This is a genomic window from Brevibacillus brevis NBRC 100599 (assembly GCF_000010165.1).
Taxonomy (GTDB): domain Bacteria; phylum Bacillota; class Bacilli; order Brevibacillales; family Brevibacillaceae; genus Brevibacillus; species Brevibacillus brevis_D.
In genome coordinates this window covers 4876867-4890466 of sequence record NC_012491.1, presented here as the reverse complement: position 1 = coordinate 4890466, position 13600 = coordinate 4876867, and the positions used below count along the sequence as shown (strand labels likewise).

The window sequence follows — 13600 nt, the reverse complement described above, 5'->3', positions numbered from 1 at the left end:
TTACTCCCCTGAAACTTCTACGTTTGAAGCGCTCCCGCCATTTTTTTCGAAGCGGACAGTGATACATCTTTGCGGGGCGTAGGCCGAAGCGTAGACTGGAAATCACTTCTCCCTCCCCACTACAGCTTCTTCAAATACAAGAAAAGGCAGGTGAGCCAAGCATGAATGCTCTAGTCGAAATCCAAAATGTAAGCACCTACTTCAAGTCCGAACAAGGCGTGGTCAAAGCAGTCGATGCCCTCGATCTGCGTATCCATGAAGGAGAGACCGTATGCATCGTAGGCGAGTCAGGCTGCGGCAAAAGCGCGGCAGCCATGTCATTGATGGGACTAATCCCAGAGGCGGTAGGCAGTATCGTTTCGGGTGAGATATGGTTTGCAGGCCGTGATCTGCGAAAAGTTAGCAAAGAAGAAATGCGCAAGCTCCGCGGCAATGAGCTGGCCATGATTTTTCAAGAGCCGATGTCGTCCCTCAATCCCGTACTGACCATCGGTGAGCAAATCATGGAACCGATCATGGAGCATCAGGGCTTAAGCAAAAAAGTAGCCCAAGCACGAGCCATTGAACTGATCGAGCTAGTCGGAATCCCACGGGCAAAAGAAATCGCAAAATCATACCCCCATGAATTGAGCGGAGGCATGCTGCAACGCATAATGATTGCGATCGCAATATCCTGCAATCCGCGCCTGTTGATCGCCGATGAGCCGACGACTGCTTTGGATGTGACCATTCAGGCACAAATTCTCGATCTACTTCGCAAAATCAAGGAGGAAGCCCAAACTGCGATTCTATTTATCACGCATGATCTGGGTGTTGTTGCGGAAATGGCCGATCAAGTGGTCGTGATGTACGCAGGGAAAGTGGTAGAGGTGTCTCCGGTCGTCGAGCTGTTTGAGGAGCCGAAGCATCCGTATACACAAGGCTTGCTCCGCTCCAAGCCTGTGTTGAATCAACGCAGAGCCAAGCTGTATTCCATCCCTGGTCAAGTACCGAATCCGACGACACTCGGTGAAGCCTGCTATTTTCTTGAGCGATGCGATCAGTGCTTGGCCATTTGCCGGGTGAAGCAGCCGCCTTTGCGTGATGGGGGAGACGGTAGAAAGGTCGCGTGCTGGCTGTATGAGGAGGAGATCGCCGGTGGAAAATAATTTGCTGGAAGTGCGCCGATTGAAAAAATATTACCCGATTACCGGAGGGCTATTAGGCAGGACGATCGGCCAGGTTAAAGCAGTGGATGACGTCAGCTTTTCGATTCAAAAAGGGGAGACGTTCGGGCTGGTCGGTGAATCCGGCAGCGGGAAAAGTACGACAGGTCGCACCATCCTTCGCCTTTTGGAAAAGACAGAGGGAGAAGTCCGCTTCCAGGGTATCGATGTGCACGCTTTAAATCGCCAAGAGCTCCGAGCATTGCGTCCACGGATGCAATATATTTTTCAAGACCCGTACAGCTCGCTGAATCCGCGCGTGAGAATCGGAGAAGCACTGGGAGAAGCGCTGCTTGATCACGGGCTGCTTCCACAAGCGGAGGTCAGGGAAAGGGTCTTAGAGGTCATGAATTTATGTGGATTGGCGCCCTATCATGTTGATCGGTATCCGCATGAGTTCTCGGGAGGTCAGCGTCAACGGATCGGTATCGCACGAGCCATTATGATGAATCCTGATTTTATCGTCGCGGATGAGCCAGTATCTGCTCTGGATGTGTCGATCCAAGCCCAAATCATCAATTTGTTTGCAGAGTTGCAGGAGCAAAGGAAGCTGACGTACTTATTTATTTCCCATGATTTGAGCGTCGTGGAGCATCTGTGCACGAGGATCGGGGTCATGTATTTGGGATCATTGCTGGAGCTGGCATCTCGTGATGAGTTGTTTTTGGAGCCGCTCCATCCGTACACGAAAGCATTGCTCTCCTCTGTGCCGCTCCCGATCCCAAAGTACAAGCGCGAACGCATTGTCCTGCAGGGAGACATGCCAAGTCCGGCGAATCCTCCGGCAGGATGCAAATTCCACACGCGCTGCCCGTATGTGAAAGAGATTTGCCGACAGGAAATGCCTGCTTTTCGTGAGGTTAGCACGGACCGATTTGTCGCCTGCCATTTGGTGTAACGGGAATGAAGTCAATCGAAGGAGAATGAGGTGAGAAAAGCCTCTTGATGCCTAAACTGTTTGACATTGACAGCAGTCGGGATCAAGGGGTATTATCAGACTATAAAACACACTAAGTAGGTAGGAATAATATGTATTGATTTTGACAAAAGAGGAAGGTGATCCCCGTGGCAAAGAATGAGGTTTCCCTAGATGATCTCTTACTTGAGAAAATCGCACGCGCACTGGACGGTCTGGAATACGGCTCCATACATATTGTGGTCCACGATTCACAGGTCGTTCAGATTGAGCGAACGGAAAAATACAGACTCCCGGTGGAAAAGCCTGAGGCAAAGATTTCGCAAGCGCGGACCGGAAAATAGAAGAAAAAGCATGGGGAAAAGAGAGGAGGAAGGACTATGGCAGGCGTTCTTGTGGTTGGAGGAGATCGGGTAGGAGAAATCGAGAGCTTGTTGCAAAACAAAGGGTTCCAGAATGTCTATCACGTATCAGGTCGCAAAAAATCCGATGTGAAGGCGACGATTCCTTCTGATACGGAGCTTGTTCTTGTCTTTATTAACTTCGTGAGTCACAGCTTGAGTAAAAATATAAAGAAGCTGGCGAAGCAAAAGCATGTCCCGATCGTTTTTTGCCGGCGGTCATGTGATGCGGTAGCCATTTATGAACCAGCGATAAGCTAGAGAGGACAGCTCCCATATGCGCGAATGAATAGAAGTATTCAACGATGAATACTTCTTTTTTGCGTGACAGAGACTATTGGTAGAAACTTGTCGGACCGACTCTGGTAAAAGTATTCCGCAGAGAATAAAACTAACAAAAGAACAACCGAAAACACGAATGGCACGGAATTTGCAGAATATTTATTCAATAATCAGATATCCGACTCAAACAAGGGGGTACAGCATGAAAAGACCAGTTGTCATGACGAGTCTCTTCGTTTTGCTTACAGGACTAGTTGCAGGCTGTAGCAGCGGCAATACGCCGACTCAAACCACACCAGACAAGCAGCAACCAACGCCAACACAGCAGGAAACTGTGCAGAGTGCGGTAGAGCAGACGTTGCACATGAATGCTGCCGAGCCTGAAACACTTGATTCAGGCATGTCCAACGATGTGATTTCTGGTGCCTTCATCCGTTCGTTATACGACGGACTCGTTCGATTGGACAAGGATGGCAAGCCAGTCCATTCCGTTGCATCCGACATTCAAGTATCGGCGGACAAAAAGGTGTACACCTTTACTTTACGCGACAGCAAATGGAGCAATGGTGACCCGGTTACGGCTCAAGACTTCGCCTTCGGCTGGATGCGCGTGCTCAATCCGAAGACAGCCAGCGGCTCCGCCTACAAGTACTATCCAATCAAAAATGCCCGTGCCTTTTACGAAGGAAAGGCGAAAGCAGAGGATGTCGGCATTAAGGTCGTCAATGACAAGACACTGCAAGTCACCTTGGAAAACCCCACTCCTTACTTCCTGACACTTGCGACCTTCTACTATCCGGTCAATCAAGAGGTGGTAGAAGCCAATCCCGATTGGGCGAAAAAGCCCGAATCCATCGTGACCAATGGGCCGTTCAAGCTGGTGAACTGGCAGCATAAAAACAAAATTGAGCTGGCGAAAAACGAGCACTATTGGGACAAAGACGTCGTGAAGTTTAACGAAATCGAGTTTTCCATGATCGAAGATACGAATACCGAGCTGGAGCTGTTCAATAGCGGCGAGCTGGATTGGGCAGGCGGCCCGATTAGTGGACTACCTGCGGATGCCATTGGACCGTTGCGCGACGAAGGCAAGCTGCAAACCATGAAACGTGCGACCAACTACTATCTCTTGTTCCAGACACAGAAGCCGCCATTTACGAATAGCAAAATCCGCAAAGCGTTTGCCTACGCGATCAACCGTAGTGACATTGCTGAAAACATTGGTCAGGCTGGACAGACCCCCTTGATGGGCTTCGTCCCACTTTCCGCTTCTCTAAAGCCGGAAGGATATTTCAAGGATAACGATGTGGAGACGGCGAAACAGTTATTGGCAGAAGGAATGAAGGAGATGGGTATCACTAAGCTGCCCGAAATCACCTACCTTTACAATACCTCCGACCTCAACAAGAAGATTGCCGAAGCGTTGCAGGCGCAATGGAAGCAAGCTCTCGGTGTGGACGTCAAGCTGATTAACAAAGAATTGAAGGTCATGTTTGACGATCAGGAGCAAGGGAAGTACATGATTTCCCGAACAGGTTGGACGGGAGATTACAACGACTCCGTCAACTTCCTGGAGCTGATGATGGAGAAGTACAGCTCCAATAACTCTACCTTCTGGTTTAGTGAGAAGTACGTAGAACTGGTGAAAAAGGCGTACGCCGAACCAGATGAGGCCAAACGCAATCAGTATCTGGTTGAAGCGGAGAGCATCCTGATGGAAGAAATGCCGGTCACGGGTGTGTACTCCAGTGTCAATTCATGGGTGCAAAATGAAAAGGTAAAAGGCATCACGGTCGATCCTTTGGGCTACATCGACTTCAAGTGGGGATACAAAGAATAATAGCGCTGAAAAGAAATGGCCGATACGAAAATCCATGTGTGGGCCGTTTCGCGAGCGATGGGGGAGGAATTTTCATGACATGGCAGCAAGTAGTAGAAGACGTGCTAAAGGAAGCACCCGGTATTTTTGGAATCGCAGCTATGCATTTGGAAACAGGAGAGACAGCAGGACATCTGGATGAAGAGCTGTTTCAACTGGCGAGTGCATTCAAAATTCCGATCATGGTCACCATGATGCGCGAGGTGGAAGCAGGACGAATCCGTCTCGACCAGCGTGTGACACTGAAATGGGAGGATCGCGTGCCGGGGTCAGGCATTTTGCAAGAGCTGGATGCCGGAGCAGCCTTAACGGTCAAAGACTTGGCGACACTAATGACGATTGTCAGCGATAACTATGCGACGGACCAAATCCTCGAGCTGATCGGCGGCATTGACAAGGTGAATGAGCACATGCATGAGCTGGGTCTTTCGCAGATTCATTTGCGGCATAATTGCTGGGAGCTCCTCAACCACTGTGTAGGTATGAATGAGCCTGCACCTTCGCAGGCGGGGTTCGATGAGTTCATGCGACGGGAGGAGTCAGGCAATTACGAATTGCTCCACGATGTATCGATGCCTACCCGTGACAATAACGTAGCGACACCTTCCGAGCTGAACCGCCTGCTTATCATGATTGCGCGAAAAGAAATTCTCACGGAAGCCTCCTGCGAGCTGATGCTAGACATCATGAGACGTCAGCATTACAACAGTCGTCTGCCGTACTTGTTGCCAGAAGGAACAAAGGTCGCGCATAAGACAGGGACCGTCAATGCAGTCGTCAATGATGCTGGCATCATTTATTTGCCCGAAGAAAAAGGGATGGTTGCGATCACTGCCTTATCACGCGATGTGACTGACACAGAAGCCGCAGAACTTACCATCGCCCGTGTTGCAAAGGCCATTTATGAGCAAGCGATAAATGTACGTACAGCAGATTGAGTTACCATCAAGCGAAACAGATAAACAAGGGTAGGAATCCGATGGGTTCTTATCCTTTTTCATTTCAATCAGGTAGCCCTTTTGTCTTTGTTTTGCTTTCTGTACCCGATCCAAGCCATAATAGAGACAATACATACAGGATGTGATTACGCTTGCAGATCATTGTTTTTGACCTTGAAACGACACTGACTTATCAGAGAGACAAGATTCCGGAAATTATTGAGATCGGAGCGGCAAAAGTCGTACCCGGAAAAAATGGCGTGGAGGTCGACACATTTCAGCGCTATACCTTTCCAGCCATCGAGCGCCGAATCTCAGAGAGAACCCGTAAGTTCATCGGTCTCGATAAAGAGAACATGCCAACCTTTATCCCGTTTCGCCGGGCATTCGCAGAATTTCTGAAGTGGATTGGCAACGATTCTGAATACTACCTGTGCACATGGGGGCAAGACGACAAGCGGCTGATGATCGAGCATTGTGCGCGGTTCGGTTTGGACTTCAACTGGATGCGCAATTACAATGACATCCAGCCGCCAATTAGCCTGCTTTTGGCTGATCGCAAACAGATGAGTCTGAAAGAAGCGATCGACACGGCAGGAATCATCCAGGAGGGCAGGCTGCACTCGGCCTTGGTCGATGCTATCCACACAGCTCATTTGCTGATCAAATATAACAAGACCGTACACTTGAAAGAAAACACGCCAGAAGAGAACTACAATTTGTCGAGCTCGTTGTACATTACGTGCCGGTCTTGCAAAAAAAGCAAATACTACACGGCTTTCGGACGAAAAAGCAGAAGGTGCGAGGCTTGCCTGCAACATCGCAAGAAGTTGGAAAAAGCCGCAGAAGCAGCAACTTTCCAGCAGAGCTAGCGGGAGAGAGCGGAGGAGTGCGTAGATGATACGACAAGCACAATCCAATGACAAAGAGTCAATCGTGACGATGATTGGCGAGGGGATGCTTTGGAGGACAGAAGAGATTGTTGATATCGTGGAAAAAGCTACGGTTTTCATCTGGGAGGAAAACGATCAACTCATCGGCTGCGGAACATATGATTTGAACTCCTCTGGAGAAGACGGGACAGCAGAAATATACGTCTATACACGACCAGACCATCGAAAGCGAGGAATCGGCTCCCGGCTGTTCGATCAGCTATGGCTGGACCTGCAACAGCACGAGGAGAAGCCGAGGGCAGTCATGGCTACCTATCGGGTAGACCACGGGCAAGGTGCTGATTTTTTTGCCAAGAGAGGCTTTGCTTCTATCTGGGGACATCATCTGATGAAATACACAGGAGAGATCGGGCCTGCGCCGACACTGGACGTACGAAAATTCTCGGAGTCTGATATGGATATGTACATTCAATCGCAGAGTGACGCCTACTATGAGGTGCGCAAAGGCATCGATCTTCAGCCATACCGATTGGCAGACTATCCTGAGAAAACGATGAACGCATGGAAAAGCTGGTTGCTGGGTGAGATGAGGGAGGACATTTATTTGTTCGAGCATGAGGGAGTATTTGTAGGCTCCTTGATCATCACAGGACATGGCGAAGTCTACGATGTATTCGTAGATCCCGTGCATCAAGGCAAAGGCTACGGTAAAGAGCTTGTCCGCTTTTTTGTGAACCAGACGCTGGAAAAGGGCTTGCAGCCGTATCTCGTCACAGGTACTCACAACGAATCCGCGATAGCGTTGTACGAACGGACAGGCTTCCAGACGTTTCAGACAACCACGACAGCGAAGAGAGACTTCGCATGATCGCTCATAAAAAAATGCCGCAGGGATTAGACCCAAGCGGCATTTTTCGTTGTGACCGATAAATAACTATACTCCGAGCAGGAGCAGGATAATAGACGTCAGACTAAAGCAAACACTGATCAAGCACAGGAAGGTGACGACTTGTTTTGGATTAAGTCCAGAACGCAGCAGGCGATAATGAACCTGACTGGCATCTGCTTGGTAGATCGGCTTTCCTTGCAGGAAGCGCTTGGTCACCACAAACAGATTATCAAAAATCGGCACACCGAGTGCTAAAATCGGAATGAACAAGGAGAGAACAGTTGCCTGCTTAAAAGCACCATCCAACGCGATAACCGCCAAGATAAAGCCGAGGAAGGTCGCGCCTGCATCTCCCATGAAAATTTTGGCCGGCGGTTTGTTGTACCGCAGATAAGCCAGGGCAACACCGATCAGACTGATGGCCATAATCGCAGATGTGCTTTGTCCTTTTACCAAAGCGACTACGAAGAGAGTGCCTGCGGAGATCGCAGAAAGCCCTCCAGCCAAACCGTCCATGCCATCCGAAAAATTGATGACCGTCGTTACTCCGAAAATCCACAGGATGGTCAGGATGAACTGCAACCATTGCGGGAGCAGTATGTATTCGCCACTCAATGGATTGTAAAAGCCGGAAAAAGTAATACCCGACAAGTAGACAATCACAGCGGCTGATATTTGGACGATCAGCTTGGGCAGGGCGGAAAAATCCTTGCCTTGCGTTTTGTACCAGTCATCAATGGTACCGATAATCAGCAGCAGTAGTGAGCCTGACAGAACAGCGATCGTTTGCCCAGTCGATTCTTTCGAGAAGAGCAAAAACGATGCAGCAAAGCCGACAAAAATAGCGTAGCTGGCGGTCAAGGGGATAGGCTCCCGGTGAATTTTTCTTTCCACGTCTTTACGTGGCTTGTCCACAAAATCAAGGCGAAATGCCAATTTAGCCAGAGGCGGAATCAGCACCATAACGATACAAAACGACAGTAAAAACGAAAGAGCGTACGTTATCGTGACCATCTCCTACAGGTAGTGAGCTTTCTATATGCAAAGATACCCGCATACCGTGTTGTTTGACAAGTCTATTATAGGAAGGATTCCAAATTTTGTCGACTCTTGTAATCACGTGAGGGGTGAGGTACCAAAAAAAGTTGGTACTTATCTCCAACAGAACGGATCCCTATAATCCTTCGTAGGAGGGATCCAGATGAAATACATGGCATTATGGTTTATTCTGGGAATCGTTTTTTCCATAACACTCGCCGCGAAACAGATCAAGCCTTGGCTGAAATTCGTTATATTCGGTTACTATCTCGTGCTATCTTACCTATTTATCTCTCGTAAAGAAGAGATATATAGTGAATATCATCGGGTGCCCGTGCCAGAGAAGTTCTGGGAAACCAACTCGGATTGGGTGGGACTCATGCTCGGCTTTTATTTTGTCCCATTTCTTCTCATCCTGCTGTTCATCTACTTTTGGCTGTTTCGAAATGCCAACGGTGTGAAGAAACGGTTTCTCATTTCTCTTACCATTGTACCCGCAGCGATTATCTATCTATGCTTGCTGTTTGTTTTCAGTATGTACGGATATCGACCTTAATAAAGGGATGTCAGATTATTTGTAGCCTGCATGATACCGTCCTTAAATTTAAAACATTGGAATAGTTGTACAAGCTACAAGCGGACGGTTAACAGGCGTCCGTTTTTCTGTTTAAAAAGTTTCCGATGCTGGGTCTATTTTTCGGATCTGCACATATCATGTCTCTATCGCAATAAGAAGGTGACGAGGATGGAGACTCTTCAATGGTTGTATGTGCAGTATGACTTGGAAATGTATGTGCGGGTAGTGGTGAGCGCGATTCTCGGTTTGTTCATCGGGTGGGATCGCTCGCACAGAAACAAGCCTGCCGGGCTGAAAACGTATATGTACGTGTCTGTAGCCTGCACGCTCATCACACTCGTTTCCATTTACAGCACAAAGCTGTACAGTGCGCCTGGCAACGGAACGATGATGGACCCGATGCGCTTGGCTGCGCAGATTGTCACAGGTCTTGGGTTTTTGGGAGCAGGCGTTATCTTGAAGGACGGCTTGAAAGTAAAAGGCCTGACCTCCGCAGCCATGATCTTTTTCGCTGGAGGGATTGGCATAGGGATCGGTGCTGGATTTTACGGCATTGTGATATTCTCGGTCATTATTTCCTTTGTACTTGCGAGGATCAGTCAGCGTGTGGAGGATGTCCAGCACAAGCGGTTAGGAAAGTGAATCATGGAGAAGCGGTGCATTAGCATCGCTTTTTCGTTTATAAGTGACTCGAGTGGGAGGAAGAAGCGAATTTCCAGTCTACGCTTCGGCCTACGCCCCGCAAGAAGTGTGACTGTCCGCTTCGGAATAAATGGCGGGAGCGCTTCAAACGTAGAAGTTTCGAGGAAGTATTTCATAAGTGAAGCTTAAATTCCCCGCCATTTATTCCGAAGCTAGGTTGGGCTCCAGAGGCGCTTGGACTGGAAATTCGCTTCTTCCTACGTAGCTAATCGTTCATTCGTTGAAAGTGGTTCTAAGATGTTCTATTTCAACTGAATTGACTTTCACAAGCTTCCTTGCGTTAACTTGCAAAACGTTTTAATAACACGAAGGAATTTACTGCTGTCCGAAAGCCCTGCCACATGTTTGGAAGGAGACCGCCCGAACGAAGAGAGGATATAGGCGACTGGAAAACATGTGGCAGGGCTTCTCCCGACCACAACAGTGTGGTGATCACTTGTTTTCAGATGATATTCCTCTGACAAACGCGCGTTATGCTGGAAGAGCAATGAAAATCTGAAAGGATGCGTGCGCGATGAGAGATGAAAGACTAGGCAAAATAGCCGACAACTTAATTTCGTACAGCCTGGATGTGCAAGCTAAGCAGCATATTATGATCATGGTCGTGGATGAAGGAGAAGCGCTGGCAATGGAGTTGGTGAAGCGCCTGTATGCGAAGGGAGCGTATCCTCACCTGCGTTTTGTACGGCCAAAGGTCCAGCGGGAATGGTTGAAAGGGCTAACCGAAGAGCAGCTTGCCCAGACCGTTCAGTTGGAAAAGGACCTGTGGTTTGGCATACAGGGCTATATCGGCATTCATGGCGAGACAAATGACAGTGAGATGAAGGATGTTCCGCAGGAGAAATACCGTCTGTACGCAGAAGCGTATGATTCCATTTTCCATCATGTCGACAATCAAATTACAGGACTGCGCATAAACTACCCGACCTCGGCCCTTGCTCAAAAGGCCAACATGACGACAGATGCATTTGAAGATTTTTATTTCAACGTATGTTCACTCGATTATCGGAAAATGGCCGAAGCGTGCCAGCCGTTGTACGACCTCATGGACAAAACGGACAAGGTGCGCATCGTCGGACCAGGGACAGACCTGACGTTTTCGATCAAAGGAATTGGGACGCGGACAGCGGTAGGCAAACGAAACATTCCCGATGGCGAAGTGTATACCTCTCCCGTGCGCGATTCGATTCACGGGACGATCAGCTACAATACGCCCAGCAACTTCAAAGGAACAACGTTTGAAAACGTCCGGTTTACTTTTCGAGAGGGAAAGATTGTCGAGGTGTACGCTAACCATACAGACAAGCTTATCGAAATATTGGACACGGACGAGGGGGCACGCTACATCGGTGAATTCGCCATTGCGTTTAACCCGTACATTTTGCACCCGATGGGGGATACTTTGTTTGATGAAAAAATCGCTGGCAGCTTCCATCTCACACCGGGTCGTGCCTATGATCAGGCGGATAACGGCAACCGCAGTGCGATTCATTGGGACCTGATCTGCATTCAGCGTCCGGAATACGGTGGCGGCGAAATCTGGTTTGACGATGTACTCATTCGAAAAGACGGAAGGTTTGTACATGAGGCGTTGCTGGGGCTGAATCCGGAGCAATTGATCCTGTAGGGGAGGGCGATAATGCCCTCCTCCTTTATTTGAGTTTGAAAACGACTACGCCTGCGATCATGATGCCGATTCCGATGATCTTGTTCAAGGTGATTGGAACCTTTTGCACACCGAACAGGCCGAGTGAATCAATGAGCAGAGCGACGAGCAATTGTGAAATGAGCAGAATCGATACGGCATAAGCAGGCCCGATGGACGTAATGCCTTTCATCACACTAAAAACGATCACTGCCCCGAAAACGCCCCCAAGCAAATACACCTTGTTCACTTCCCCGATGCTTTTCCAATCGCCATCACGAACGTAAAGAAAGATCGAGAACGATACAAGAAAGCCTACGGCATGAACAATTGCATTGGTTTGCCACAATCCGAGCTTTGTACTGGCTTGCGCATTGAACACGCTTTGCAGACAAATAAAAACGCCAGCGAGTAACGAAAAGAGAATGCCTTGCACAATAAGACCTCCTATGTGGTTGATCACTCATAGATGTTTCCGCTTGAAAGCTCACTGATTTTTTCTCGATCCTTGATAATTAGTGCGCTTTTTTTGCGTTCGATCACGGATGCTGCGCAAAGATTGCGGATGACCCGGTTCAAATGCCGATAGCTCGTACCCAACAGCTCGGCAACCTCTGTTAGCTTCGCCGTCTTTAGCTCCTCGGAAGCCGTCGACCCTGTATCGCTGGACAATGTGGAGAGCAAATAGCTGGCAAAGCGATTCTCCACGGGATACAGCAGGTTCAGGCTGGTGGAGTTCGATGATGTATACAGCTTGTGACTGATTTTATGAAGAATGAATTGCAAAAAAGGCGGGTGGTTCTGGTACTTTTCCTGCAAAACGTGAAAGGGGAGACTAACCACGAGACTTCGATGGACAAACTCAACCGTATTGCGAACCTCGCATTGTGTGACATACTCGACGTCTCCGATAATCGCGAGTGGATTGTTAAAGCGAAGCAACAACGATTTTCCATTAGGGAGCGTCGTGAAAATTTTGATTTTTCCCTTCAGAATGAAGTACATATGGTGAAGCTGATCGCCCTTCGAACAGAGGATATCACCCTTCTCAGCCTGATACAGGCGCATTTCATGGAGAGTAACGGCATCAAAAATATCGGGCAAGGGACTATTTTGCACCAACGTATGCAAAAGGGTACGGTCGTGAAGTTCTTTCATGTATCAAGCCTCCTGCTCGTTTGCTTGCAGGTTATACCCTCTCTAGTAAAAGACATTTGCGCGCGAAAAAAAAGGACATATGTCCCTTTTTGCATGGAAACACAGAAGACGCGTAGCAGGAATATTCGGATAGATTCGAGAAGTACAATTGTCGAGAGAATAGGAAAGAGAGAAACGAAGGAGTGGTTCACATGGCTTTACCTGTAAGTGAAAGAATCATTGGATTTGTAGGAACGGGTGTCATGGGGAAAAGCATGGCAAACCATTTTCTGCAAGCAGGATATACAGTGCTGGTGTACACGCGGACAAAGGAAAAAGCGGCAGATTTGCTGGCAGCCGGCGCGATTTGGAAGGAACATGTCAGTGAGCTCGCAAAAGAGGCAAACGTCATCATCACTATGGTGGGTTACCCATCTGATGTCGAGGAAGTGTATCTCGGCGCGGATGGAATTGTGGCAAATGCGAAGCCGGGCACTTATTTGATCGATATGACGACATCAAAGCCGTCGCTGGCGAAACATATTTATGAGGAAGCCAAAAAGCACGAGCTGCATTCCCTAGATGCGCCTGTCTCCGGTGGAGATGTGGGGGCACGTGAAGCGCGACTGACCATCATGGTTGGTGGCGATCAGGAAGTATTTGATGCGATGGAGCCTGTGTTTACGATCATGGGGACAAACGTCGTGTTGCAGGGTGGACCAGGTGCAGGTCAGCATACGAAAATGTGCAACCAGATTTGCATTGCGACGAACATGATCGGTGTATGTGAAGCGATCGCGTATGCGAAAAAAGCAGGCCTGGATCCAGAGAAAGTGCTGACGAGCATTGGAGCGGGGGCCGCAGGCAGCTGGTCGCTGTCCAATCTGGCGCCGCGCATGATCGCAGGCAACTTTGCCCCTGGCTTTTACGTCAAACATTTTATCAAGGACATGGGGATCGCCTTGGAAGCAGCGGAGGAAATGGGGCTGATGACACCAGGACTCGCACTCTCCAAATCGCTTTATGAAGAACTGGCAGCAAACGGCGAGGCAGATAGCGGCACGCAAGCTTTGATCAAATGGTTTGAAGGCAAGTAAA

15 protein-coding genes are annotated in these 13600 nt (G+C 48.8%); 12 read left to right on the top strand and 3 right to left on the bottom strand.

Annotated features, from left to right (window positions below):
* Window positions 1-161 precede the first annotated feature (161 nt).
* The 8 genes from BBR47_RS23180 to BBR47_RS23145 all read left to right on the top strand — a co-directional run bounded on the left by BBR47_RS23180 (window position 162) and on the right by BBR47_RS23145 (window position 7382).
* Window positions 162-1148, top strand: a complete 987-nt coding sequence (locus BBR47_RS23180; protein ID WP_015892863.1) for an ABC transporter ATP-binding protein — start codon at window positions 162-164, stop codon at window positions 1146-1148.
* The gene (locus tag BBR47_RS23175; protein ID WP_015892862.1) at window positions 1138-2103 is read left to right on the top strand and encodes an ABC transporter ATP-binding protein; all 966 of its coding nucleotides are present in this window, start codon (window positions 1138-1140) and stop codon (window positions 2101-2103) included. The genes BBR47_RS23180 and BBR47_RS23175 overlap by 11 nt, the downstream gene beginning before the upstream one ends.
* 167 nt (window positions 2104-2270) lie before the next feature.
* Complete coding sequence (locus BBR47_RS23170; RefSeq protein WP_015892861.1) at window positions 2271-2465, top strand: YezD family protein; 195 nt, start codon at window positions 2271-2273, stop codon at window positions 2463-2465.
* Between the two features lie 36 nt (window positions 2466-2501).
* A complete protein-coding gene (locus BBR47_RS23165; RefSeq protein WP_015892860.1) occupies window positions 2502-2783 on the top strand; it encodes a DUF2325 domain-containing protein in 282 nt (93 codons plus the stop codon).
* 223 nt (window positions 2784-3006) lie between these two features.
* Entirely contained in the window at window positions 3007-4644 is a 1638-nt protein-coding gene (locus tag BBR47_RS23160; RefSeq protein ID WP_015892859.1) for a peptide ABC transporter substrate-binding protein, read from the top strand.
* A gap of 74 nt (window positions 4645-4718) precedes the next feature.
* Window positions 4719-5621, top strand: a complete 903-nt coding sequence (locus BBR47_RS23155; RefSeq protein WP_041749599.1) for a serine hydrolase — start codon at window positions 4719-4721, stop codon at window positions 5619-5621.
* A gap of 152 nt (window positions 5622-5773) precedes the next feature.
* A complete protein-coding gene (locus tag BBR47_RS23150) occupies window positions 5774-6493 on the top strand; it encodes a 3'-5' exonuclease (RefSeq protein ID WP_015892857.1) in 720 nt (239 codons plus the stop codon).
* Window positions 6494-6518: 25 nt separating this feature from the next.
* A complete protein-coding gene (locus tag BBR47_RS23145; RefSeq protein ID WP_015892856.1) occupies window positions 6519-7382 on the top strand; it encodes a GNAT family N-acetyltransferase in 864 nt (287 codons plus the stop codon).
* Between the two features lie 66 nt (window positions 7383-7448).
* On the opposite strand, the gene BBR47_RS23140 is transcribed toward BBR47_RS23145, so the two are convergent.
* Window positions 7449-8417, bottom strand: a complete 969-nt coding sequence (locus tag BBR47_RS23140) for an MraY family glycosyltransferase (RefSeq protein ID WP_015892855.1) — start codon at window positions 8415-8417, stop codon at window positions 7449-7451.
* 187 nt (window positions 8418-8604) lie between these two features.
* Here BBR47_RS23140 and BBR47_RS23135 point away from each other — a divergent pair, with 187 nt between their 5' ends.
* The 3 genes from BBR47_RS23135 (at window position 8605) to BBR47_RS23125 (ending at window position 11347) form a co-directional block, all read left to right on the top strand.
* Window positions 8605-8997, top strand: coding sequence for a hypothetical protein (locus tag BBR47_RS23135; RefSeq protein ID WP_015892854.1), 393 nt, complete (start codon window positions 8605-8607; stop codon window positions 8995-8997).
* Window positions 8998-9186: 189 nt separating this feature from the next.
* A complete protein-coding gene (locus tag BBR47_RS23130; RefSeq protein ID WP_016740341.1) occupies window positions 9187-9660 on the top strand; it encodes an MgtC/SapB family protein in 474 nt (157 codons plus the stop codon).
* Between the two features lie 574 nt (window positions 9661-10234).
* Window positions 10235-11347: an aminopeptidase gene (locus tag BBR47_RS23125; protein ID WP_015892852.1), complete on the top strand. Its 1113-nt coding sequence runs from the start codon at window positions 10235-10237 to the stop codon at window positions 11345-11347.
* 25 nt (window positions 11348-11372) lie between these two features.
* On the opposite strand, the gene BBR47_RS23120 is transcribed toward BBR47_RS23125, so the two are convergent.
* Together BBR47_RS23120 and BBR47_RS23115 are read right to left on the bottom strand one after the other, a co-directional pair.
* A complete protein-coding gene (locus BBR47_RS23120) occupies window positions 11373-11801 on the bottom strand; it encodes a DMT family transporter (protein ID WP_015892851.1) in 429 nt (142 codons plus the stop codon).
* Between the two features lie 23 nt (window positions 11802-11824).
* The gene (locus tag BBR47_RS23115; protein ID WP_015892850.1) at window positions 11825-12523 is read right to left on the bottom strand and encodes a cyclic nucleotide-binding domain-containing protein; all 699 of its coding nucleotides are present in this window, start codon (window positions 12521-12523) and stop codon (window positions 11825-11827) included.
* 182 nt (window positions 12524-12705) lie between these two features.
* Between BBR47_RS23115 and BBR47_RS23110 the strand changes: the two genes are divergently transcribed.
* Window positions 12706-13599: an NAD(P)-dependent oxidoreductase gene (locus tag BBR47_RS23110; RefSeq protein ID WP_406797827.1), complete on the top strand. Its 894-nt coding sequence runs from the start codon at window positions 12706-12708 to the stop codon at window positions 13597-13599.
* Window position 13600 lies beyond the last annotated feature (1 nt).

What these genes read in the sequence shown, in the direction of transcription:
- BBR47_RS23165 (WP_015892860.1), top strand. Translation starts at nt 2,502, where the DNA reads ATGGCAGGCGTTCTTGTGGTTGGAGGAGATCGGGTAGGAGAAATCGAG.
- BBR47_RS23125 (WP_015892852.1), top strand. Translation starts at nt 10,235, where the DNA reads ATGAGAGATGAAAGACTAGGCAAAATAGCCGACAACTTAATTTCGTAC.
- BBR47_RS23145 (WP_015892856.1), top strand. Translation starts at nt 6,519, where the DNA reads ATGATACGACAAGCACAATCCAATGACAAAGAGTCAATCGTGACGATG.
- BBR47_RS23140 (WP_015892855.1), bottom strand. Translation starts at nt 8,417, where the DNA reads ATGGTCACGATAACGTACGCTCTTTCGTTTTTACTGTCGTTTTGTATC.
- BBR47_RS23130 (WP_016740341.1), top strand. Translation starts at nt 9,187, where the DNA reads ATGGAGACTCTTCAATGGTTGTATGTGCAGTATGACTTGGAAATGTAT.
- BBR47_RS23135 (WP_015892854.1), top strand. Translation starts at nt 8,605, where the DNA reads ATGAAATACATGGCATTATGGTTTATTCTGGGAATCGTTTTTTCCATA.
- BBR47_RS23180 (WP_015892863.1), top strand. Translation starts at nt 162, where the DNA reads ATGAATGCTCTAGTCGAAATCCAAAATGTAAGCACCTACTTCAAGTCC.
- BBR47_RS23155 (WP_041749599.1), top strand. Translation starts at nt 4,719, where the DNA reads ATGACATGGCAGCAAGTAGTAGAAGACGTGCTAAAGGAAGCACCCGGT.
- BBR47_RS23115 (WP_015892850.1), bottom strand. Translation starts at nt 12,523, where the DNA reads ATGAAAGAACTTCACGACCGTACCCTTTTGCATACGTTGGTGCAAAAT.
- BBR47_RS23160 (WP_015892859.1), top strand. Translation starts at nt 3,007, where the DNA reads ATGAAAAGACCAGTTGTCATGACGAGTCTCTTCGTTTTGCTTACAGGA.